This is a genomic window from Rhizobacter sp. (assembly GCF_046595475.1).
GTDB lineage: Bacteria > Pseudomonadota > Gammaproteobacteria > Burkholderiales > Burkholderiaceae_C > Rhizobacter.
Genome location: NZ_JBKJOQ010000067.1, coordinates 21,781 through 43,779, shown reverse-complemented (window position 1 = coordinate 43,779; position 21,999 = coordinate 21,781). Strand labels below are relative to the sequence as shown.

Here is a 21,999-nt window from a genome sequence, read left to right as displayed (position 1 = left end):
ACGCGTCAGACGAAGCGCCCTCGGCGAAGGCTCCTCCCATGCCCTCCACGTTTACGGCACGCGGCCCGGCCACCTCTTCCACCCCTGCCGCTTCGGGGGTGATGAGCACGGTGGAAACAACCGCCCGCCTGTTCGAGCTGGGCTTGTCCGGTGACCTCACCGTTGACGTGAACACCCGCGGCACACTCGATGTGCTGCAGGCCGAGCTGGGCCCCAACCCCACCGAAGCCGACTATCAACGGCTGGAAGACGCCATGCGGCGCGCCATGCCCGGCGAAGCCGCCACGCAGGCCATGGCCCTGGTGCGCCACTATGCCGACTACACCCGCTCGGCCGCAGCCGACGCAGGTTCTCAGCAGCCCCCAACCACGGCCGACGAGCTCAAAGCCTTGCTCGACAAGACCGCGGCCCTGCGCCGCAGCCACTTCGACGCTTCAACCGCACAGGCCTTGTTCGGTGCCGAAGAAGCGCAAACCCACCACGACCTCGCCGCGCAAGCCCTGCAAGCCGACACCCGCCTGTCGCCACAGGAAAAAGCAAGCAAGCTCGAAGCCCTGAGCGCCCAGCTGAGGCCCGAGGTGGTCGCGTTGCAGTCACCTCCCTCGCTGGCCATCACGGAAATGGAAAGCAAGCTCAGCGCCTTGCGCCAGCAGGCTGCACCGGCCACACAGATCGAACAGGTGCGACGGCAATACCTGGGCGCCGAGACTGCCGTCGCCATGGGTGAGATGGAAGCGCAACGCGCCGGCTGGGAGTCACGCTACCAGGCCTACCTGCAACAGAAGAAGACCTTCGTGGCATCGGCCTCGACCGATGCCCCCGCGCAGCTCGAAATGCTGCTGCGACAACACTTTTCAGAAGAAGAGCTGGCCGCGGCCCGCGCCTATGACCGTGCACACCCTCAATGACATGCAGCGCGCAGCGCTCGCCATCACAGCAGCCCTCGTTTGCGCCGCGATCCCCCTTCACGCCAGTGCCACCGAGCCCGTCTTGCCGGCCGGTGTGGTGGCCTTCGTGAACGGCCAGCCGATTCAGCGCAGCCTGCTCGACGAGCTGGCCAAGGCGCGCGAGCCCGAAGGCCAGAGCCGCGCGCGCCTGGTCAACGATCTGGTGACCACCGAGCTGCTGAGCCAGCGCGCCCGTTCGACCGGCCTGGCCGCCCGCCCCCAAACACAGGCCGAGCTGGAGCTGGCCCACAAGACCTTGCTCGGCCAGCGCCTGATGCAGCAGCTAGCCTCCGAGATGGTCATCTCTGACGATGCGCTTCAAGCCCGCTATCGCGAGCTGCAACCCGAGGCCGACCTCACGGTGAACCACATTCTGGTGGCCGATGAAGCCACTGCACGTCAGCTGATCGCGCAGCTGGAAAGCGGCAGAGCCCGCTTCGCCGCTCTCGCGCGCAAGCACTCGGTCGACACCGAAAGCCGCGACAAGGGTGGCCAGCTCGGCACGCTGAATTCGAATGAGCTGACGGCGTCTTTCGTGGCCGCGGCCCGCGCGCTGAAACCCGGCAGCTACACGCACCAACCGGTGCGCACCGAAGCGGGCTGGCACGTGATCCAGCTGCGCGCGATACGCCTGCTGCAGAAACCCGCGTTCGAGGCCGCAAGCGCAAGTTTGCGCACGCAGATCGTGAGCGAGCGCCTTGAAGCCCAGATTGCGCAATGGCGCAACGAAGCCAAGCTCACACGGCTGCAAGCGCCCTGACGGGAAGCGCGGCCGATCAGCCCGGAACCAGCAGCTTCAGTGCAGCGTCGAGGTGCTCGGTGGGCACACGCTTGAAGCCCGAGCGGGCATAGCGCTGCAGGCGGCCGACGGCAAAGCCTGTCAGCACCGACGACTGCGCATTGGCGTCGACGGTCGGTGTGTTGGAGCCGGCCGATTCAGCGGCCAGGCGCAGGCTCTGGCGCAACTGCGACTCGATGCGGTCAAAGAACTGGTTCATGCGAGACACCAGGCGTTCGTTTTCGAACACCAGGGCATCGCCCACCATCACGCGTGTCATGCCCGGGTTTTTTTCACCGAACTGCAGCAGCACGCTGAGAATTTTTTGCGCCTGCACGAGGCCGCTGGTCTCGCGCTCACCGATCTGGTTGACCAGGGTGAACACGCTCTGCTCGATGAACTCGATGAGCCCTTCGAACATCTGCGCCTTGCTCGCGAAGTGGCGATAAAGCGCCGCTTCAGAGACTTCTAGCTTGGCGGCAAGAGCCGCTGTGGTGATGCGCTCTGCACCCGGTTGCTCCAGCATGGTGGCCAGCGTGTGCAGAATTTGCACGCGGCGCTCGCCAGGCTTTGGGCGCTTGCGCCCCACCGGTTCGGCTGCGCCAGTGGATGGCGCTTTCGCTTCTTCGGGGGTGGTGTCAGCGTCGGTCATCGCGGCGTGGGGGCTGGTGGTCAAAGGGTATGCAGGCTCTTGATCGAACGAATTCTTGCATACACATAGGGGGGCTTTCGGCAAGGGTGAACACCAACTTCCATGCCGTTGTTCACACTCTTGTTCGCTGAGTGAAGGTAACGCCGCATCCAGACCGTGCGCATGCCGATGCCATGCGCCGAGCGCTGGTGCTGCAAAGTGTCTTCGACCAGCACGCATTGGCTGGGCCTTACCTTCAAGCGTGCTGCGATGCAGCGAAACATGCGCGCGTCCGGCTTGGGCCGGTGGTGACCGAACATGCACAGGTCTTCCACAGTGATGACGCCCTCGAAACAATCAGCGAGTTTCAAGGTGTTGAGCACACGCATGGCATAGGCGCGCGGCGCATTGGTCAGTATGAACTTGCGGCCTTTCAGGCGGCGCAAAGCAGCACGGTCGTGAGCGCTGGTGCGCAGCCGCTCTTCCAGGCCCGGCAACCGGTGCGTTTCTTCCAGAAAGTGCGCCGCCTTCACGCCATGGTGTCGGACCAGGCCGAGCAGCGTGGCGCCATAGCGCATCCAGTAGTGGCGCCGCAGCGCCGATGCTTCTTCACTCGACAAGCCCACATGCTGCGCCACATACGCCGTCATTGACACATGCAGCTCGCCCATTGCGGCATGCGTCGCATCGTGCAGCGTGTCATCCAGGTCGAACAGCCAGACGCGCCCTTTCGCGCTCATCAATGCGATCTGATCATCGTGCCGTAAGCCTGTTCGGTCAGGATTTCAAGCAGCATTGCGTGCGGCACGCGCCCGTCGATGATGTGCACCGTGTTCACGCCGTTCTTCGCTGCATCGAGCGCCGAGGCGATCTTGGGCAGCATGCCGCCGCTGATGGTGCCGTCGGCAAACAGCTCGTCGATCTCTCGCGCCGACAGGTTGGTGAGCAGCTTGCCCTGTTTGTCGAGCACGCCCGGGATGTTGGTGAGCATGATCAGCTTCTCGGCCTTCAATACTTCGGCCAGCTTGCCGGCCACCACGTCGGCGTTGATGTTGTAGTTTTCGTTTTCGGCACCGAAGCCCAGCGGCGAGATGACGGGGATGAACTGGTCGTCTTGCAGCGCTTTCACCACAGAGGGGTCGATCGATTCGATCTCGCCCACCAGGCCCACGTCGTGCACCTTGGTCGGGTCTTTCTGGTCGACCAGCTTGAGCTTGTGCGCGCGGATGAGCCCGCCGTCGCGACCGGTCAGGCCCACGGCCTTGCCGCCGGCCACGTTGATCAGGCCCACGATGTCTTGCTGCACCTGGCCGGCCAGCACCCACTCGACCACTTCCATGGTTTCTTCATCGGTGACGCGCATGCCCTGGATGAAGGTGCCCTTCTTGCCGATCTTGGCGAGCGCGTCTTCGATCTGCGGCCCGCCACCGTGCACCACCACCGGGTTCATGCCCACCAGCTTCAAGAGCACCACGTCTTCGGCGAAGTCTTGCTGCAGGGCCGGGTCGGTCATGGCGTTGCCGCCGTACTTGATGACGATGGTCTTGCCGTGAAACTTGCGGATGTAGGGCAGCGCCTGCGCCAGGATCTCGGCCTTGTCGCGCGGTGCGATGTTGGCGAGCTCCGCTGTGTGTGAGGGGGGGGCAGAGGGGGGCTCGTTGGTCATGGCTGCGGGCGTCCGGCAAAGTTGAATGCGCCAAATTGTAGGGGCCGGTCATTTGAGCGGCGCGCCGTCCTCCTACAGATGAATGGCCGCGCTGCTGCGACACTTGGCGCCTATGCGCCTCACCCTCTCCATTCGACTCGTGCTCACTGGCTTGGTGAGTTTGGCCAGCAGCATCGCCACTGCCGCTGACAACGACGCGCCACCTCCCCCCGCGCAAGCCGCTTCATCGCCTCCCGCCACGCCTCCCCCCACGCCTACCGCCACGCCCGCGGACAACACCCTCGCCGCCATTCCCGGCCGTATCGAAACCACGCTCGATTCGTGGCAGGAATTTCTCGACGACCTGCTGCTCGACGCACTCGGCCCCAACCCCCAGCGCCGCTACCGCGTGTTCGGCCAGCGCAAGACGGTCGACCTGGGCAAGCGCTGGACGCTCGCGCTCGACGAGCGCCTGACCGGCCGCCTGAGCAACGCGGGCACCGGCATCCCGGCGGCCGGGCAGCCGGCGCGCACCTGGGAGATCCTGCACGACGGCAACACCAACCAGCTGCGCTTCTATAACCAGCGCGACGGCAGTGGCCGCGAAAACGGCGCTTCGGCCGTCACGTCCATCGCGCCCGGCTGGGCTCTCAACACCCATGGGCTGAAGCTGCATGACGACACCGTGGGTGTGACCCGCACCGATGCCCAGACTGGCCTGCACGTGGGATCGCCCGAGCTGTGGGTCGAAGGCTTTGTGCGCCACGCGCAGCTTGAAGACAAAGACGCCCGCGAGAATTGGCTCGACCCCAAGCCCAGCGCCAACTTTGCCGGCGTGCAAACCCAGTGGGAAGCGCTGCCCGGCCTCACCTTCGGCGCGCAGCACCAGCGCGCCATCAAGCCCGACATGCTGCCCGGCGACGAGCGGCTTGCAGGCCCGCGCACCGAGTTCGGCAGCGACTACCGCCCCGGTGGCCGCTGGAGCGGCTCACGCGTCTACTGGCGCGAGGCCACGCAACTGGGCCTGTTGTCGTCGGCCGGCGTGGAAGAACGCACCACCTACAAGCGCGTGATCGGCGCCGAGACAACCGAGGGCTCACCCGATGGGCTGGTGTACGCACAGGTGCGCCAGAAGAGCCTGATCGCCGACGACGACGCTCTGCTGGTGCTGGGCTGGCGCCACACCAGCGATTTCGCGCCGCAGTGGCGTGCGCAATCGCTGATCGAAACCGGCATACCGATCGCGGGCGAGAACGCCGTCAAATCGAACAGCGTCGACTTGCGAGTGTCGAACAACGTCTTTCCCGAGCATGTGCTGCTGACCGAAGTGCAGGCCGTGCGCACGCCGATCAGAAACAGCGCCTTTGCAAGCATCGACTACACCCAGCACCTGACGACCAACAGCCTGCTCGTCGCGCGCAGCAGCGTGACCGGCACGCAGCCCAACGAGCAACCCGACGAAGTGCCGGTGAACACGGGCAACCTCACCTTGGGCTGGGGCTGGCAAGAACCCACTGAGCGTCTGTTCAGCACCTTCTGGTACTACACCGCCATCGCCCGCAACGCCCTGTACGACGACGTGGTGCAGCCCGGCGTGGCAGACCGCCGTGCCCATATCGTCTCGAGCGAGTTCACCTGGCAAAGCACCGAAAAGCTCAACTTGTTGCTGCGCGCCGCACGCCGCTGGGACCGCGACGATTCGTTCGAGAGCGCCAAGCTGCGCACCACCAACTTCATGATGCTGCGCCCCACCCAGCAGATCGCCGAGCGCTGGCGCCTGAGCGTGCATGCCGCACGCCTGACCGACAGCGCCCTGCCCGCAACCGCCGGCTATGGCGCCGAGCTCAGCGTGCAGCTCAACCACAAGATCGTGCTGGCGCTCGGCTACAACTTCAAGGGCATCGACGACGGCGAGCTGGCGGGTGACGAGCGCCTGGGCAAGGGCGTCAAGCTGCGCTTGTACGTCCCCACCGAGGCCACACTCACGCACTGGCTCAAGCGCTGATCACAGCCCCTTGTTGGGGTTGACCAGGTACTTGGTGCCCGTCGCCTGCTTGCCATACGAACCGATGGCTTGCAGTGACAGCGCCTCGGCCAGCGACACCTCGGCGGTGTAGTGGCTGGCGAAGGTGGTCTTCAGCTCTGACGCCACGCGCTCGCGCAGCTTTTGCGCGGCGGCAAAACCGATCTTCTGCAAGAACGGCGTGAGCAGCCAGCCGCCCAAGCTCCAGGCCATGCCGAAGCTGCGGTTGAGCTCGGTCGGGCCACGGTCCAGGCCGCCATAGATGTAGACCTGCTTGTGCACGGTCGAGCCGTAGCGGCTGTATTCCTTGGCGGTCTTGTTGGCGGCGATCTCCATGCAGGTGAGGATCTGGCCTGCCAGCTTGCCACCGCCGGTGGCGTCGAAGGCCAGTGTGGCGCCGGTTTCCGCCAGCGCCTGGGTCAGGTCTTCCATGAACGTGGGCTTGCTCGCGTCGCACACGTACTTGGCGCCAATCTCGCGAAGAATGGCTTCCTGCTCGGGCTTGCGCACGATGTTGACCAGCGCCACGCCGTCCTTGATGCAGATCTTGTTGAGCATCTGGCCGAGGTTAGAGGCCGCAGCGGTGTGCACCAGCGCCTTGTGGCCTTCGAGCCGCATCACCTCAACCATGCTCAGCGAGGTGAGCGGGTTGACGAAGCACGACGCGCCTTCCGACGGCTTGGTGCCTTCGGGCAGCAGCAGGCACTGCACCGCCTTGATGGCGCGGTACTGCCCGTAGGTGGCACCGCCCAAGATGGCGACGGTCTTGCCGAGCAGCGCTTTGGCAGCGTCAGACGAGCCGGTCTTGACGACCACGCCTGCGCCCTCATTGCCCACGGGCATCGACTCTTCCAGCCGGCCGCCCATGGCGCGCATCAGCTTCTCGGGGATGGTGGCAGTGACCACTGGCTGGGCGGCCGTGCCCGACGCCTTGGCCGTGCTCATGTCGGCCGCGCCGAACAGCAGGCCCAGGTCAGACGGGTTAATGGGTGCGGCTTCGATGCGCACCAGCACTTCTTCCGGGCCTGGCTCGGGGATCGCCACCTGGGCGAGCGAAAGCTCCAGCTCGCCGGTCTTCTTGACCAGTGAACGAAGTTGAAGGAATGTGCCGGTGTGGTCGTTGCTCATGGGGGTCTCCTGTGTAGCCGTCCTCGGTAGGGCGGCCAGTATAGGAACGGCCCTGCCCCCGCCGCTGTCACCTAGGTGTTGGGCTTGGTGGCAGAGGGGTCGGCGGGCGGCGCACCAGCGTGACCGGGGCTTCCGTGGCACGCGCACGAAGCTGGCCGCAGCCACCGTCCACGTCTTGCCCGGCCGAGTGGCGCAGCTTGGTCAGCACGCCGCGGCGGTGCAGCGAGCGGGCGATGGCGGCCGCGCGTTCCCAAGAGGGCCGCTTGAAATCGAGCCCTTCGATGCTGTTGTACGGGATCATGTTCATCACCGCGTACTTGCCACGCAGCAGCTTCACGATGCCATCCAGCTCGTCGTCGTTGTCGTTGATGCCTTCAAGCAGCGTCCACTGATATTGCACGGGGTAGCCGGTGGCACGGGCATAGCGCTCGCCTTCTTCCACCAGCTCGGCGGGGTCGATTCGAGGCGCACGCGGCAGCAGCTTCACCCGCAGCTCGGGCTTGGTGGTGTGCAGCGAGAGCGCCAGCGCCGGTTTCACCAAGCCCAGCGGCAAACGCTCGAACACACGCATGTCGCCCACGGTCGAGAAGACCAGGTTCTTGTGGCCTATGGCGCCTGCCGTGCCCAAGAGCTCGATGGCTTCGAGCACGTTGTCGAGGTTGTGGGCCGGCTCGCCCATGCCCATGAACACCACCTTCTTCACCACGCGGCGCGTACGCGCCAACGCCACCTGGGCCACGATCTCGGCGCTGCCCACCTGGCGCAGCAGGCCGTCGCGGCCAGTCATGCAAAACACACAGCCGACGGCGCAACCCACCTGGGTGGACACGCACAGGCCATCGCGCGGCAGCAGCACGCTTTCAACCGTCTGGCCATCGGCCAGATCCACCAGCAAGCGCGCCGATCCGTCTTCACCCGGGTGTTCGGAGCGCAGCCGCACAAGGCCGTGCACTTCGTCCATCAGCGCGGGCAAGGCCTCACGCACGCTCAGCGGCAAAAAGTCTTCCGGCTTGCGCCGCCCGCTGTCTGGCGGCAGGGCCTGCGCCCACAGGCGCAGCACACGCTGCTCGTGCACGGGCTTGGCGCCTGCGGCACGCAAGCGCTGGCGGATTTCTTCAATGCGCATGCAGGCTCGGTTCGGTGGGGTGGTGGGGCACAGAAGCCATTGGACACGATCCCCGCCACAAGCCCATACCAACTCCACAGTTGGGATGGCAAGCTGCCCACCGTGGCAGGCTGCGATGCCGGTGTGCTGATCCTGGGCGAACCGGCACGGGCAAAGAGGTCTTTGCGCAATCCATCCACTACCTGTCGGCATGCGCAAGCAAGCCGTGGGCGCGCGACGTGAGCGGGGTCGCAGCTGCTGCGCTTCAAAAACTGCTGTCGTATGACTGGCCGGGCAACGTGTGCTTCTTCAGGGCGGCTTGTTCAGCGCCGCGCAAACGCTTGAAGCATGCCTGTTCGTGCTCGAAGAAAAACTGGATGACCGGCAGGCGGCAGTGCTGCACTGCTGGGGCACCACCGCCACGCCCTGATCAACCAGCAGGGGTCAGAAGTGGATGCCTCGCATCATCTGCTGCAAAGCCACGGCCTCGGGTGAGAGGGTCGGCTTGGCGTTCTTGTCGCCCTTGGCCGCCGAGCTGTCGGGGAACATGCGGAAGCTGGTGTTCATCACGATCTGCGCCACACGCGGCAGCAGCGCATGCAGCACCTCGCCCGAGATGCCCAGGCGCGTGGCGATGCGCACCGGCTTGTACACACAGGCCTCGGCGATCATGTCGGCCGCTTCTTCGGGTGCGAGCGTCGGCACGTTTTTGTAGATCTGCGTGGGCGCGATCATGGGCGTGCGCACCAGCGGCATGTTGATGGTGGTGAAGCTGATGCCGGTGTCGGCGTACTCGCTGGACGCGCAGCGCGTCCACGCATCGAGCGCTGCCTTGCTGGCCACATAGGCCGAGAAGCGCGGTGCGTTGGTCAACACACCGATCGAGCTGATGTTGACAATGTGCCCCCGGCGCTTGGCCGTCATGCCGGGCAGCAAGCCCATGGTCACGCGCAGGCAGCCAAAGTAGTTGAGCTGCATGGTGCGCTCGAAATCATGAAAGCGGTCGTAGCTGCTCTCGATGGCGCGGCGGATCGAGCGGCCGGCGTTGTTGATGAGGAAGTCGACGCCGCCGTAGGTGTCGGTCAGCCAGTCGATCAGTGCCTTGCAGCTGGCTTCATCGGCAATGTCGGCCGAGAAGGTGGCGACGATGGCGTCTTTGCCGGCGGCGGCCATGATCTCTTTTTTGGCTTCTGCGAGCTTGGTTTCATCGCGCGCGCAGATCACCGTGATGGCGCCGGCCTCGGCAAACTTGATGGCCGCCGCCAGGCCTATGCCCGAAGAGCCACCTGTCACCAGCACCACCTTGCCACCCACCGTGCCGCGCAGGCTGTGGTCAATCTTGAGTGCGGGGTCTAGGTGACGCTCCCAGTAGTCCCACAGACGCCAGGCGTAATCGGGCAGCTTGGGGCACTCGATGCCACTGCCCTTGAGTGCGGCCTGCATGTCGCGGCAATCAAAGCGCGTGGGGTAGTTGATGAAGGTCAAGATGTCTTCGGGCAGGCCCAGGTCTTTCATCACCGCCTTGCGCACACGGCGCACCGGCGCCAGCGCCATCAGGCCCTTCTTCACGCTCTTGGGAATGAAGCCCAGCAGCGCAGCGTTGATGAAAACATTCATCTTCGGCGCGTGCGCGGCCTTGCTGAACACGTCGAGCACGTCGCCTACGCGGTAGCCCTCAGGGTCGACCAGGTGGAAGCACTTCTTGTTCAGCTCGCCCTTCTGGTGGCTGATGTGGTCCAGCGCCTTGACCACGAAATCGACCGGTACGATGTTGATGCGCCCGCCTTCGAGGCCAATGCTCGGCATCCATGGCGGCAGCAGCTGGCGCATGCGCTGGATCAGCTTGAAGAAGTAGTACGGCCCGTCTATCTTGTCCATCTCGCCGGTGATCGAATCACCCACCACCAGCGCGGGGCGGTAAACCGTCCAGGGCACCTTGCTTTCCTTGCGCACGATCTTCTCGCTCTCGTGCTTGGTCATGAAGTAAGGGTGGTCCAGGCCCTCGGCCTCTTCGAACATGTCTTCGCGGAACACGCCCTCGTACAGGCCGGCCGCGGCAATGCTGCTCACGTGGTGCAAGTGGCCGGCGTCAATCGCCTTGGCAAACTCGACCAGGTTGCGCGTGCCTTCGACGTTGACCTGCACCTGCGACTCTTCGTCGGCGCCCAGGTCGTACACCGCCGCCAGGTGGTACACGTGGTCGATGTGGCCCTTGAGCTTCTTGATCGCATCAGCCGAAGCCCCGAGCTTCTTGCCCGTGAGGTCGCCGTACACCGGCACCGCGCGCGCGGCGCTCACACCCCAGTATTCGAGCAGGCCCGCAACCTTCGACTCACTCTCGGCGCGCAACAGGAAGTGCACCGTGGCACCACGACGAGCCAGCAAGGTCTTGACGAGGCGTTTGCCGATGAAGCCGGTGGCTCCGGTCACAAAATATTGCATGCGTTCCTCCTGAAGGGGTCGTCGATCCGCCGCATTCTTCATCAAACCCTCGGTGGGCCTGCTGCACGCTTACCCCGAGTGGCCCATAGAGATCGCTCACTAGAGAAACGCTAGGCGCGCGGCGCATGTCGCTCCTATAGTGCGAGCCATACGCTGCTCTGGGCCCGGAGCGGTTTTCATCCCACCCACAGGAAAGAAACCATGGTCAAGAAACTCAAGCAGATGGCAGACAAGAAGAGCGCATCGGCATCGAGCCTGCTGGACAGCCAGTTCGCCAGCACGGTGAAAGACTCGGCACAGCAGATCTGGCTGGCCGGCCTGGGGGCCTTCTCCAAGGCTCAGGAAGAAGGCGGCAAGGTGTTCGAGGCGTTGGTGAAAGAAGGCGGCGCCTTGCAGAAGAAAACGCAAAACGTGGCCGAAGAAAAGCTGGGCGAAGTCGCCAGCAAGATGAGCGGCATGGCCGGCGACGTGACGGCCAAGGCTGGTCAGCACTGGGACAAGCTCGAATCCATTTTCGAAGAGCGCACCTCGCGTGCCCTGGGCAAGCTGGGCGTGCCCAACGCCCGCGACGTGGCCGCTCTCACCCAGCGCATCGACGAGCTGACCGCGCAAGTGGCCAAGCTGGGTGGCAAGGCCCCGGCCGCGAAGACGGCAGCCAAGACCACCGCCAAGACGGCCACCAAAACCCCCACCAAGTCGGCAGCCAAGCCGGCGGCCAAGCCTGCCGCCAAGCGCGCGCCGCGCAAGACAAGCTGAGACTCAGAGCGGCAGACGTGACAAGGGGCGCCCCGGCGCCCCTTTCGCATTCTCTGGGCGCGTCGCTCGCGCGGTCAGAGCTTCTGGCCGGTCAAAGACCGCTCCCACTGCGCGTTGGCTTCCATGAAAGTGGTCACGCTCGATTCATTCACCTGCAACGGGTGGCTGTCTTGAAAGTCCGACAGCCGCTCCGCGCCGCGCAGGCTTTTCTTGGCGCGCCCGTGCTTCACCAAAGCTGCGGTGAGACGGGCACGTAATGCCGCCAGCCCACCATGCGACCAGTCGGACACCAGCGTCTCAAGCTGAGACAGCGCCCGCTGCATCACATCGGGCGGCAACTCTTCCAGCGCTTTCAAGCCGTGCCGGTTGAGCGCCTTTTCCAGCACACGCAAATGTGGCACCACCGAGCGCGCCGAGGCATGGCGATCAAGTACACCCTTGAGTGCCATCCGCAGCATGGTGGCTTCAGAGGTGTGCGCGGCCACAGCCTCTCGCTTGATGCCGGCAAGGTGCTCGGCCGGGTCTTCGATCAGCAGATGAATGCTGGCACCCTTGCGCTGGAAGCGAAGCCGCAGGCGCTTCAGTCGATCGAGCCAGCCCAGCGGTTTCGTCGCCTTCTTCTCAGCGGGGCGGGCCTTTTGGGCCCGAGCATCAAGACTCTTGGTGGACACGAAAACCTCGGTGCGGAATGGTCCGGATGATCGTGCCACACCGATCACGCTGATCGCAGCCTGAGGCGGCGCACAACTGTCGACTATCTGGCAGTTCAGTAAGAAAACTTTCCCGGCCAGAGCCACAGCACGGCCGCCGACATGGCGACATAACGGCCAAACTTGCCAACCGCCATGTAGCCCACGCAAGGCCAGAACGGCAAACGCAACCAGCCCGCCACCGCGCACAGCGGGTCGCCCACGAAGGGCAGCCACGACAGCAAGCAGCCCTTGGCGCCAAAGCGCTTGAGCCACAGCAACAAGCGCGCCTCATGCGGCTTGTGCACCAGCTTCTCGTAGGCACGCTCGGCGCCATAGCCCATCCACCAGGTGAAGGCTCCGCCAAGCGTGTTGCCTGCGGTGGCCACGAGCACGGCCGGCCAGAACATTTCAGGGTTGAGTTTCAAAAAGCCCAGCACTGCCACTTCAGAGCCCAGCGGCAGCAAGGTGGCAGAAACAAAGGCCACCACGAAGATGGTGCCCAAGCCAAACTTGGGAAGGGCCAAGAGGGCCAGCAGCGGCTCTATCCATGCATCCATCGGCGGGGATTATGCGGGGGCGAGTTTGTGCAAAAGAGCTCGGCTGTGCGGGGCTATACTCTGCCTCCTTTTTGAGCAGCCACCCTCGCGCTTCAGCAGCCTCCTCGCGCCATGCACATCGGCCACATTCCTCTGGCAAACCGCTTGTTCGCCGCCCCGATGGCGGGCGTGACCGACAGGCCGTTTCGCCAGCTCTGCAAGCGCCTGGGCGCGGGCTATGCAGTGAGCGAAATGGTCACTTCGCGCAAGGACCTGTGGAACAGCCTGAAGACCTCGCGGCGCGCCAACCACGACGGCGAGGTGGCGCCCATCGCGGTACAGATCGCCGGCACCGAGCCCGCCATGATGGCCGAGGCCGCGGCCTACAACATCGCCCGCGGCGCACAGATCATCGACATCAACATGGGCTGCCCCGCCAAGAAGGTCTGCACCAAGTGGGCCGGCTCGGCGTTGATGCAAGACGAGCCATTGGCGCTAGAGATCATCGAAGCCGTGGTCGCTGCCTGTGAGCCTCACCGCGTACCCGTCACACTCAAGATGCGCACCGGCTGGTGCCAGGCCGAGCGCAACGCCGTGCGCATCGCACGCGCCGCAGAATCGGCGGGCGTGGCCATGGTGACGGTGCATGGCCGCACGCGCGAGCAAGGCTACAAGGGCAACGCCGAGTACGAGACCATCAGCGCGGTGAAAGCCGCGCTGCGCATTCCAGTGGTGGCCAATGGCGACATCGACAGCCCCGAGAAAGCACGCGAGGTGCTCGCGGCCACGGGTGCCGACGCCATCATGATCGGCCGCGCTGCACAGGGCCGGCCCTGGATCTTTCGCGAGATTGCGCATTTCCTGGAGACGGGCGAGCACCTGCCCACACCCGAGGTGCAACAAGCCAAGCAGTGGCTGCTGGAGCACCTGCACGAGCACTACGGGCTCTATGGTGAATTTGCCGGCGTGCGCACCGCGCGCAAGCACATAGGTTGGGCCGTGCGCGCCTTGCCTGGCGGCGAAAGCTTTCGCGCCTTCATGAACACGCTAGACACTTGCGATACGCAAGTCCGCGCCGTGAACGACTGGTTTGACCAACTGGCCGACACCCATCACCGGCTGCCCGCCATCCGCCCGGCAGCCATTGAAACCCTCATCGAACAAGAAGCATGAACCGTAGCGCCCCTTCTCATGTGTACCTGGCCGCCGTGCCGGGCCGCCCCAAGCAAGGCCCGACCCTCTTGCAGGGTCGGTCGCCGTATTCGGCGAGCGGGGAGCAGTCATGAGTAAAAAACATATCGAAGAATGTGTGCGGGACAGCCTGGAGGTCTACTTCAAGGACTTGCGCGGCGTGGAGCCCACCGCGATGTACGAGATGATCCTGAAGGTGGTGGAGAAGCCACTGCTTGACGTGGTGATGAAGCACGCCGAAGGCAACCAGAGCCGCGCCGCCGAATGGCTGGGCATCAACCGCAACACCCTGCGCCGCAAGCTGCTCGATCACAAGCTCGTGAAATAAACAGAAAGCCGCCATGCAAGCCCTGATCTCCGTTTCCGACAAAACTGGCGTGCTCGATTTCGCCCGCGAGCTGCATGCCCTGGGCGTGAAACTGCTCTCCACTGGCGGCACCGCCAAGCTGCTGGCCGACGCCGGCCTGCCCGTCACCGAGGTGGCCGACCACACCGGCTTCCCCGAGATGCTCGACGGCCGCGTGAAGACGCTGCACCCCACCATCCATGGCGGCCTGCTGGCGCGGCGCGACCTGCCCGAGCATGTGGCTGCCATCCAAAAGCACGGCATCTCGCCCATCGACCTGCTGGTGGTCAACCTCTACCCATTTGAATCCACTGTCGCCAAGCCCGGCTGCACGCTCGAAGACGCCATCGAAAACATCGACATCGGCGGCCCGGCCATGGTGCGCTCTGCGGCCAAGAACTGGAAAGACGTGGCGGTGTTGACCGACGCTTCGCAGTACGCGCAGGTGCTGGCCGAGCTGAAAGCCGACAAGCAGGTGAGCAACAAGACCAAGTTCGCGCTCTCGGTGGCCGCCTTCAACCGCATCTCGAACTACGACGGCGCCATCAGCGACTACCTGTCGTCGCTGCAAGCCGATGGCACGCGCGCCGCGTACCCGGCGCAGAGCAATGGCCGCTTCGTCAAGCTGCAAGACCTGCGCTACGGCGAAAACCCGCATCAAACGGCTGCCTACTACCGTGACCTGCACCCCGCGCCTGGCTCACTGGTCACGGGCCAGCAGCTGCAAGGCAAGGAGCTGTCGTACAACAACATCGCCGACGCCGATGCGGCATGGGAGTGCGTGAAGAGCTTCAGCACGCCGGCGTGCGTGATCGTCAAGCACGCCAACCCCTGCGGCGTCGCGCTCGGTGCCAACGCGGCTGAAGCCTACGGCAAGGCTTTCAAGACCGACCCGACATCGGCCTTCGGCGGCATCATCGCCTTCAACACCGAGGTCGACGGTGCCACGGCCGAGCAGGTGGCCAAGCAATTCATGGAAGTGCTGATCGCGCCGGCCTTCACCCCCGAAGCGCTGGCCATCGTGGCCGCGAAGAAAAACGTGCGCGTGTTGCAGATCGCATTGCCGTCGGGTGGCGAGACGGCCTGGCAGCAAGGCCGCAATGCCCAAGACGTGAAGCGCGTTGGTTCGGGCCTCTTGATCCAGAGCGCCGACAACCACGCGCTGAAGCTGTCTGACCTGAAGGTCGTGACGAAGGTGCAACCCACGACGCAGCAATTGCAAGACATGCTCTTCGCCTGGACCGTGGGCAAGTACGTGAAGAGCAACGCCATCGTGTTCTGCGCCGGCGGCATGACCTTGGGTGTGGGCGCGGGCCAGATGAGCCGGCTCGACTCGGCCCGCATTGCCGGCATCAAGGCCGAGGCGGCGGGCCTCTCGCTCAAGGGCTCGGCGGTGGCGAGCGATGCCTTCTTCCCGTTCCGCGACACGCTCGATGAGCTGGTCAAGGCCGGCGCCACCAGCGTCATCCACCCCGGTGGCAGCATGCGCGACGAAGAGGTGATCGGGGCAGCCAACGAGCACGGCATCGCGATGGTGCTGACCGGCGTGCGCCACTTCCGGCACTGAACACACCACCGTTTGCACTGAGCACGGCACCATCTGCGCTGAGCACGCCACCATTTGCGCAGAGCACGCCACCGTTTGCGCTGAGCACACGCCCATTTGCGCCGAGCACACCACCGTTCGTGCCGAGCAAACCACCGTTCGCGCCGAGCACACCGCCGTTCGCCCTGAGCCTGTCGAAGGGCTTCGACAAGCTCAACCCGAACGCTGCAAGTGCCTCACTCGATAAGATCACCGCATGTCTCTCCCTGAAATGGCAGGCCTGCTGCTGGCCTTTCTTGCGCGCCTGATCACCGGCGCGCAAGGCCACTGGTATGGCAGCCCGCCCAAAGCCGAGCAGCGCATCTACTTCGCCAACCACCAGAGCCATTTCGACTGGGTCCTGATCTGGGCGGCGCTGCCACGCGACCTGCGCGCACAGACTCGCCCCATTGCGGCGCGCGACTACTGGACGTCGTCGCCCTTCAAGCACTGGATCACGCGCGAGGTGTTCAACGCGGTCTATGTAAGCCGCGTGCGCACCGACGATGAAGACCCGCTGGAGCCGCTGGCCGAAGCGCTGCGCAATGGCGATTCGCTGGTGATCTTTCCAGAAGGCACGCGCGGCAACAAAGGCGAGCCACAGGCATTCAAGGCGGGCTTATTCCATCTGGCCGGGCAGTTCCCCGAGGTGCAGCTGATCCCGGCGTGGATTGACAACGTGCAGCGTGTCATGCCCAAAGGCGAAGTGGTGCCTGTGCCTATCTTGTGTTCGGTGACGTTCGGCGCACCGTTACAGCTTGCGCCGGGGGAAGACAAGCGCGCCTTTCTTTCCCGCGCTCGCGACGCCGTGATCGCCCTTTCGAAAGTGGCAGCGTGATGACGGCCCGCGCCGTGGGAGACGCGTGATGAACAGCTGGCTGCGCAGCCTCACCATCTCTCAGCAGATCGGCCTGCTGTTCGTGATCGTGTTCGGCGTTCTCTCGCTGGCCACGGCGATTGCTTTCGTCAGGTCTTTGCGAGCTCTGCCTGCTGACCAGCAGGAAGCGATCGACGCCATGTGGCGCGATCTGCGCGCGCTGTGGGTCGGAACGCTGCTGTTCTGGGTGGCCTGGGCGACCGGGGCGTTCTTCTCAACGCTGATGTTTGCCGTGGTCTCGTTTCTCGCGCTGCGCGAGTTCATCACCCTCACCCACACGCGCCGAGGTGACCACCGCGCGCTGCTGGCGGCTTTCTTCTTCGTGATCCCGGTGCAGTACCTGCTCGCAGGCGGGCAGTACTTCGACCTCTTCAGCGTGTTCGTGCCGGTGTATGCCTTTGCAGCGCTGCCGGTGCTGGCCGTGTTCGGCAACGATGCCACGCGCTTTCTTGAGCGCACTGCCAAGATCCAGTGGGGCACGATGGTCTGCGTCTACGGCATGAGCCACGCGCCAGCCTTGCTCTTGCTCGAATTCCCCGGCTACGTAGACCGCGGCGCTTTCCTGGTGCTCTACCTGGTGGTGGTCGTGGTCAGTGCGCAGATTGCGCAGCAGGCGGCGACCCGGCGCTTGCGGCCCCGGCCGGTGGCGCGGCACATCAGCCGCAGCTTCTCGTGGCGCGCGTGGTGGCTGGGCTGCATTGCCAGCGGCGTGGTGGGCGCCCTGCTGTTCTGGATCACGCCGTTCAAGCCGGGCCAAGCCCTCTTCATCGGCTTCGTGGCCGGCGGTTGCGGCACCATGGGGGCGCTGGTGATGCAGGCGCTCAAGCGAGATGCCGGCGTGCGGCATTGGGGCGGCCGCGCCTCGGTGACAGGGGCCGTGGGCCTGCTCGACCGCGTGGCGCCCCTTTGTTTTGCCGCACCCGTGTTCTTCCATTCCGTCCACTGGTATTTCGGCGCATGAGAATCCTCGGCATCGACCCCGCGCTGCGCACCACCGGCTTCGGCGTGGTCGACGTGGAGGGCAGCGAGCTGCATTACGTGGCCAGCGGCACCATCAAGACCGATGCAGTCGACAAGGGCCAGCTGCCGTTGCGCCTGAAGGTGATCTTCGACGGCGTGCGCGAGGTGGCCGCGCGCTACTCGCCGCAATGCGCCTCGGTCGAGATCGTGTTTGTGAACGTCAACCCGCAGAGCACGCTCTTGCTGGGCCAGGCGCGAGGCGCAGCCATCACGGGCCTGGTGTCGTGCGACATCGAGGTGGCGGAGTACACCGCCCTGCAGATGAAGAAGGCCATCGTCGGCGCCGGGCACGCGACCAAGGAGCAGGTGCAGGAAATGGTGAAGCGGCTTTTGAAGCTGCCCGGCCTGCCCGGCAAGGACGCTGCCGATGCGCTAGGCCTGGCGGTGTGCCACGCACATGCTGCGCGCTCGTTTGCGGCGATCGAGAAAGCCACTGCGCGGGTGCGCACGACCAAAGCACAGTTCAAGGGTGGGCGCAGCTATTGAACGTGCGCGCATCCTTGGGTCTGCGGGTTCACCCGTAAGCGACCCCGCCCGCCCATAATTCAAAACATCAAATTCATTGAACCTCGCGCCTTCGTTCCGCGACACAAGAGCAAGATCACAAATGGAGTTGAACAACGCCGAGGTGCTGGCCGTACCGACGGCTTCTCTTGAGTTGCAGGTGGCGAGTCCAGGCGCCTGTTCAGGCCGCCAGCCGCAGCGTCATCGATGCTGGAATGTCGCCTTGCGCTTGTTCACGAACGCCTCCATGCCTTCCTTCTGGTCGTCCGTCGCAAACAGCGAATGAAACAGGCGCCGCTCGAACAGCACGCCTTCGGACAACGGTGACTCGTACGCGCGGCTGACGCTTTCCTTGGCCATCATCACGCTAGGCCCGCTGAACTCGCAAATGGTCTGCGCGGCGGCAAGCGCCACATCGAGCAACTCGGCGGCGGGCACCACCCGCGACACCAGGCCTGCTCGCTCGGCTTCGGCCGCGTCCATCATGCGGCCCGTGAGCACCATGTCCATGGCCTTGGCCTTGCCCACGGCGCGTGGCAGGCGTTGCGTGCCGCCAGCACCCGGGATGATGCCGAGCTTGATCTCGGGCTGGCCGAACTTGGCGGTGTCGGCGGCGATGATGACGTCGCACATCATCGCCAGCTCGCAGCCGCCGCCGAGCGCAAAGCCGGCCACCGCGGCGATCACCGGCTTGCGTATCGCGCGTATGGTTTCCCAGTTACGCGTGATGTAGTCGCTCTTGTAGACGTCCATGTAGCTCCAGCCCGCCATGGCCGCGATGTCGGCCCCGGCCGCAAAGGCTTTCTCGCTGCCGGTGATGACGATGCAGCCCACGGCGTCGTCGGCGTCATAGGCCTTGAGGGCCGCGCCCAGCTCGTCCATCAGCGTGTCGTTCAGGGCATTGAGCTGCTTGGGGCGGTTCAGCGTGATGAGACCGGTTTTCTTTGGGCCGCTGCCGCGCAGCTCGGTCAGGATGCATTCGAAGGTCATGGTGGGTTCCTTGCAGAAGTGTCGGGAGCGGCCAGCTCGGGCCGGCGGTCTAGCACCAGATCGAAGTAGGCCTCGGGGTCGGGGCGGATGCGAAAGCGAACGGGCAGATGCCGCAGCTGGGGCGCGATCCAGATGTCGACGGTCATGTCGCCGCCCGCGCGCGGCTCGCGGCGCGGCTTCAGGTGAAAGGCCTGCACTTCGCCGAAGGGCGTGTAGAGCGTCTCTTCTTCCACCACGTCGTATTGCCAGAGCGACACTTTGCGGGGCATGGCCAGCGGCATCTCGACCATGTTGCCCACACGCAGGCGCTCGGGCTGTGAGCCGAACAAGAAGCTCAGCTGCACGAACTGGCTCACCGTGTCTTGCACGCCGGGCCAGCGGGCCACCAGTTGCCCCGTCGCAAGCCGTATCTGGTCGCCGTCGAAGCGCACCCAGGTGCGGTGCGGGTCGTCGAACGCAAGCTTGGTTTCCTGGTCGTAGCGGCGCGGCGACAGGCCTTCGGGCGTGATCTCGCCTTCACTGCTCATGCGGCGCGACGCCAGCAGGCCAACCGACACATCCAGGTGCACCTGGTAGCGCGGGCCGGCGCGTATCCATTCCACCTGCGCATCGCCATGCACCTCGCCACGAAAGTTGCCCGTCAGCTCGTAACGCATGCGGGTGGACACCGGCCAGTCGAAAGGCTCAGCGGCGGAGGCCGCCAGGTCGGGTGGCAGCGCGTCGGCGACGACAGTTGGCGTCACGGGCTCGGCGGGCTCGGGCTCGGCGGGCGCTTGCGCAAGCGGTGGCTCCACAAGCTGCGGCGTCGACGCGGCAGATGCCGCAGGAGCGAGTGAGGGCGCAACAGTGCGCCGCTGGGCCGAAGCTCGGGCGGCGCGCGGCGGCGGCACAGCGAGCACCATCTCGCGCACGTAGACGACTTCCATGCGCGCCGGCATGGCCGCCTGCGCGTCGGCAAAGCGGGCTGCGTGCTGCGCCAGCAGCTCGCTCAACACCAGATGACCCGCCAGCACCACCAACACGAGTGCCGCAGCCGCGAGCACCCGGCGCAACGAGAGGAGCGTCAGGTCGCGAGCCATGCGCGCCGCAGCGCCATTGCGGCCTGGGGCGTGCTGTCGGCAGGCGCCAAAGCGAGTGACACGGCGCCGCTGTCGGGTGCGGCAGGCAGCTTGAGGGCCAGCGTGTGCATGCGCTGGTCGCGTGACACGAGAAGCTGGGCGGTGGCCTTGTCGGCGATCAGGCGCGTGAGGTCGTCGAGGCGGCGCACGCGCCAGCCATCGACCGCGATCACCTCATCGCCAGGCGACAAGCCCGCGGCTTCGGCGGCGCCATCGCGCAGCACGTTGCTGAGCTTGATGCCGGTGAGCGCGCTCTCGGACGCGCGCAGCCCCAAGCGCTGGGCGACGCTCGGCGGCTGCTGGCTCCAGGCCACGCCGGCCTTGGCCAGCAGCGTGCGCCAAGGCGGGTCGTCGGTGCCGTGCACCCAGGCGCGCAGCTCCTTGGCATAAGAGCGGCCGCCGACATGTGCAAGCGCCGAGGCGATGTCGGCCTCGCTGATCGGCCCGCCCTCGCTGCGCTCCCACAAGGCGCGCATCACATCGTCGAGCGAGCCTTTGCTCTCGCCGCGCAGCGTAAGGTCTAGGGCCAGCGCCACCAGCGAGCCCTTGGTGTAGTAGCTGATGGTGGCGTTGGGCGTGTTCTCGTCGCTGCGGTAGTACTTCACCCAGGCGTCGAAGCTGGCTTGCGCCACGCTCTGCACCTTGCGCCCGGGCATGCTCAGCACGCCGCCGAGCGTCTTGCTCAGCAGCTTGATGTAGCGCGCCTCGTCGATCAGGCCACCGCGCAGCAGCAGCAGGTCGTCGTAGTACGAAGTGAAGCCTTCGAAGAACCACAGCAGCTCGGTGTAGTTCTCTTGCGTGTAGTCGAAGGTCTTGAACTCGGCGGGCCGCAGGCGCTTCACGTTCCAGGTGTGGAAGTACTCGTGGCTGATCAGGCCCAGCAAGGTCACATAGCCTTCGGTGAGCTCGCTCTTGCCGCGCTGCGGCAGGTCGCGCCGCGCGGCGATGAGCGCCGTGCTGGCGCGGTGCTCCAGGCCGCCGTAGCCGTCGTCGACCGCGTTGAGCATGAGCACATAGCGCTTGAAGAAGGTCTTCTTTTTGCCGTGCCAGAAGGCGATCTCGGCTTCGCAGATGCGGCGCGCATCGGCCAGCAGGCGGTCGCCGTCGAAGTCGGGCAGCGCGCCCGCCACCACAAACTCATGCGGCACCCCCGCTGCCTTGAACTCGCCGCGCCAGAAGCGGCCCATCTCGACCGGGTGGTCGACCAGCTCGTCGTAGTCGGCCGCTTCGTAGTAGCCCTTGATCAACGAGGGCAAGGCGGTGGCCACTTCCCAGCCTTTGGGCAGGTTGCGCAGCTCCATGCGTTGCGGCTCGGCCTCGCGGCCGTGCACTCGCAAGAAGACGCTGGTGCCGTTGAAGAAGCCGCGATGGGTGTCGAGAAAGGCGGTGCGCACCGAGCTGTCGAAGGCATACACCAGGTAGCGCAGCGTCAGCGCACCCTTGCCTTCACAGGTGGCCACCCAGGTGGCCTTGTCGAGCTGCTGCAGCGGCACCGCGTGCGAGCCCTGCTGCGCCTGCAGGCCCGAGAGGTGGCGCGCGAACTCGCGCACCAGGTAGCTGCCGGGGATCCACGCCGGCAAGCTGATGTGCTGCTGCGCCGCAGGTTGCGGCACGCTGACGGTGATGCGAAAGAGGTGGGCGTGCGCGTCGGCGATCTCGAGCCGGTAAGAGATCATCGACGGGGG

The 21,999-nt window shown here is 65.3% G+C and carries 22 protein-coding genes; 11 read left to right on the top strand and 11 right to left on the bottom strand.

Going from position 1 to position 21,999, the window contains the following annotated elements; translation table 11 throughout:
• Positions 1-38 precede the first annotated feature (38 nt).
• Positions 39-908, top strand: a complete 870-nt coding sequence (locus AC30QB_RS12210; RefSeq protein WP_489546493.1) for a lipase secretion chaperone — start codon at positions 39-41, stop codon at positions 906-908.
• Positions 886-1,707 (top strand): peptidylprolyl isomerase, encoded by an 822-nt coding sequence (locus AC30QB_RS12205; protein ID WP_489546492.1) that lies wholly within the window; start codon positions 886-888, stop codon positions 1,705-1,707. The genes AC30QB_RS12210 and AC30QB_RS12205 overlap by 23 nt, the downstream gene beginning before the upstream one ends.
• A gap of 16 nt (positions 1,708-1,723) precedes the next feature.
• Here the strand turns inward: AC30QB_RS12205 and slmA are convergent, their stop codons facing one another.
• Genes slmA through argB form a run of 3 tightly spaced genes read right to left on the bottom strand, consistent with a single transcriptional unit; the run spans position 1,724 to position 4,022 of the window.
• Complete coding sequence (gene slmA / locus AC30QB_RS12200; protein WP_489546526.1) at positions 1,724-2,377, bottom strand: nucleoid occlusion factor SlmA; 654 nt, start codon at positions 2,375-2,377, stop codon at positions 1,724-1,726.
• Between the two features lie 20 nt (positions 2,378-2,397).
• Positions 2,398-3,096: a pyrimidine 5'-nucleotidase gene (locus tag AC30QB_RS12195; protein WP_489546491.1), complete on the bottom strand. Its 699-nt coding sequence runs from the start codon at positions 3,094-3,096 to the stop codon at positions 2,398-2,400.
• A complete protein-coding gene (gene argB / locus AC30QB_RS12190) occupies positions 3,096-4,022 on the bottom strand; it encodes an acetylglutamate kinase (protein WP_489546490.1) in 927 nt (308 codons plus the stop codon). The genes AC30QB_RS12195 and argB overlap by 1 nt, the downstream gene beginning before the upstream one ends.
• 112 nt (positions 4,023-4,134) lie before the next feature.
• Here argB and AC30QB_RS12185 point away from each other — a divergent pair, with 112 nt between their 5' ends.
• Positions 4,135-6,006, top strand: coding sequence for a hypothetical protein (locus AC30QB_RS12185; RefSeq protein WP_489546489.1), 1,872 nt, complete (start codon positions 4,135-4,137; stop codon positions 6,004-6,006).
• Here the strand turns inward: AC30QB_RS12185 and AC30QB_RS12180 are convergent, their stop codons facing one another.
• Both AC30QB_RS12180 and AC30QB_RS12175 read right to left on the bottom strand, forming a co-directional pair.
• The gene (locus AC30QB_RS12180) at positions 6,007-7,152 is read right to left on the bottom strand and encodes a zinc-binding dehydrogenase (protein WP_489546488.1); all 1,146 of its coding nucleotides are present in this window, start codon (positions 7,150-7,152) and stop codon (positions 6,007-6,009) included.
• Between the two features lie 67 nt (positions 7,153-7,219).
• The gene (locus tag AC30QB_RS12175) at positions 7,220-8,278 is read right to left on the bottom strand and encodes an RNA methyltransferase (protein ID WP_489546487.1); all 1,059 of its coding nucleotides are present in this window, start codon (positions 8,276-8,278) and stop codon (positions 7,220-7,222) included.
• A gap of 280 nt (positions 8,279-8,558) precedes the next feature.
• Between AC30QB_RS12175 and AC30QB_RS12170 the strand changes: the two genes are divergently transcribed.
• On the top strand, positions 8,559-8,687 hold the full coding sequence (locus tag AC30QB_RS12170; RefSeq protein WP_489546486.1) for a hypothetical protein: 129 nt from the start codon (positions 8,559-8,561) through the stop codon (positions 8,685-8,687).
• A 14-nt stretch (positions 8,688-8,701) separates the two neighbouring features.
• Here the strand turns inward: AC30QB_RS12170 and AC30QB_RS12165 are convergent, their stop codons facing one another.
• Entirely contained in the window at positions 8,702-10,699 is a 1,998-nt protein-coding gene (locus AC30QB_RS12165; RefSeq protein ID WP_489546485.1) for an SDR family oxidoreductase, read from the bottom strand.
• 201 nt (positions 10,700-10,900) lie between these two features.
• Between AC30QB_RS12165 and AC30QB_RS12160 the strand changes: the two genes are divergently transcribed.
• Positions 10,901-11,455 (top strand): phasin family protein, encoded by a 555-nt coding sequence (locus AC30QB_RS12160; protein WP_489546484.1) that lies wholly within the window; start codon positions 10,901-10,903, stop codon positions 11,453-11,455.
• A gap of 74 nt (positions 11,456-11,529) precedes the next feature.
• On the opposite strand, the gene AC30QB_RS12155 is transcribed toward AC30QB_RS12160, so the two are convergent.
• Positions 11,530-12,126: a hypothetical protein gene (locus AC30QB_RS12155; protein ID WP_489546483.1), complete on the bottom strand. Its 597-nt coding sequence runs from the start codon at positions 12,124-12,126 to the stop codon at positions 11,530-11,532.
• A gap of 95 nt (positions 12,127-12,221) precedes the next feature.
• A complete protein-coding gene (locus AC30QB_RS12150; RefSeq protein ID WP_489546482.1) occupies positions 12,222-12,704 on the bottom strand; it encodes a YqaA family protein in 483 nt (160 codons plus the stop codon).
• A 111-nt stretch (positions 12,705-12,815) separates the two neighbouring features.
• Between AC30QB_RS12150 and dusB the strand changes: the two genes are divergently transcribed.
• From dusB to ruvC, 6 genes are all read left to right on the top strand, one after another.
• Positions 12,816-13,856, top strand: coding sequence for a tRNA dihydrouridine synthase DusB (gene dusB / locus AC30QB_RS12145; RefSeq protein WP_489546481.1), 1,041 nt, complete (start codon positions 12,816-12,818; stop codon positions 13,854-13,856).
• Between the two features lie 109 nt (positions 13,857-13,965).
• Positions 13,966-14,202: a Fis family transcriptional regulator gene (locus AC30QB_RS12140; RefSeq protein ID WP_489546480.1), complete on the top strand. Its 237-nt coding sequence runs from the start codon at positions 13,966-13,968 to the stop codon at positions 14,200-14,202.
• A gap of 13 nt (positions 14,203-14,215) precedes the next feature.
• Complete coding sequence (gene purH, locus AC30QB_RS12135) at positions 14,216-15,787, top strand: bifunctional phosphoribosylaminoimidazolecarboxamide formyltransferase/IMP cyclohydrolase (RefSeq protein ID WP_489546479.1); 1,572 nt, start codon at positions 14,216-14,218, stop codon at positions 15,785-15,787.
• A gap of 235 nt (positions 15,788-16,022) precedes the next feature.
• A complete protein-coding gene (locus tag AC30QB_RS12130) occupies positions 16,023-16,643 on the top strand; it encodes a lysophospholipid acyltransferase family protein (protein WP_489546478.1) in 621 nt (206 codons plus the stop codon).
• 28 nt (positions 16,644-16,671) lie between these two features.
• Entirely contained in the window at positions 16,672-17,643 is a 972-nt protein-coding gene (locus tag AC30QB_RS12125) for a phosphatidate cytidylyltransferase (protein WP_489546477.1), read from the top strand.
• Positions 17,640-18,188 (top strand): crossover junction endodeoxyribonuclease RuvC, encoded by a 549-nt coding sequence (ruvC, locus tag AC30QB_RS12120; protein ID WP_489546476.1) that lies wholly within the window; start codon positions 17,640-17,642, stop codon positions 18,186-18,188. Before AC30QB_RS12125 ends, ruvC begins: the two co-directional genes overlap by 4 nt.
• Before the next feature lie 219 nt (positions 18,189-18,407).
• On the opposite strand, the gene AC30QB_RS12115 is transcribed toward ruvC, so the two are convergent.
• Genes AC30QB_RS12115 through AC30QB_RS12105 form a run of 3 tightly spaced genes read right to left on the bottom strand, consistent with a single transcriptional unit; the run spans position 18,408 to position 21,990 of the window.
• Positions 18,408-19,196 carry an enoyl-CoA hydratase gene (locus AC30QB_RS12115; RefSeq protein ID WP_489546475.1) on the bottom strand — a complete coding sequence of 263 codons (789 nt, stop codon included), beginning with the start codon at positions 19,194-19,196 and terminating at the stop codon, positions 18,408-18,410.
• Positions 19,193-20,275, bottom strand: coding sequence for a DUF3108 domain-containing protein (locus AC30QB_RS12110; RefSeq protein ID WP_489546474.1), 1,083 nt, complete (start codon positions 20,273-20,275; stop codon positions 19,193-19,195). Before AC30QB_RS12110 ends, AC30QB_RS12115 begins: the two co-directional genes overlap by 4 nt.
• Entirely contained in the window at positions 20,260-21,990 is a 1,731-nt protein-coding gene (locus AC30QB_RS12105) for a M61 family metallopeptidase (RefSeq protein WP_489546473.1), read from the bottom strand. Before AC30QB_RS12105 ends, AC30QB_RS12110 begins: the two co-directional genes overlap by 16 nt.
• Between the last annotated feature and the right edge of the window lie 9 nt (positions 21,991-21,999).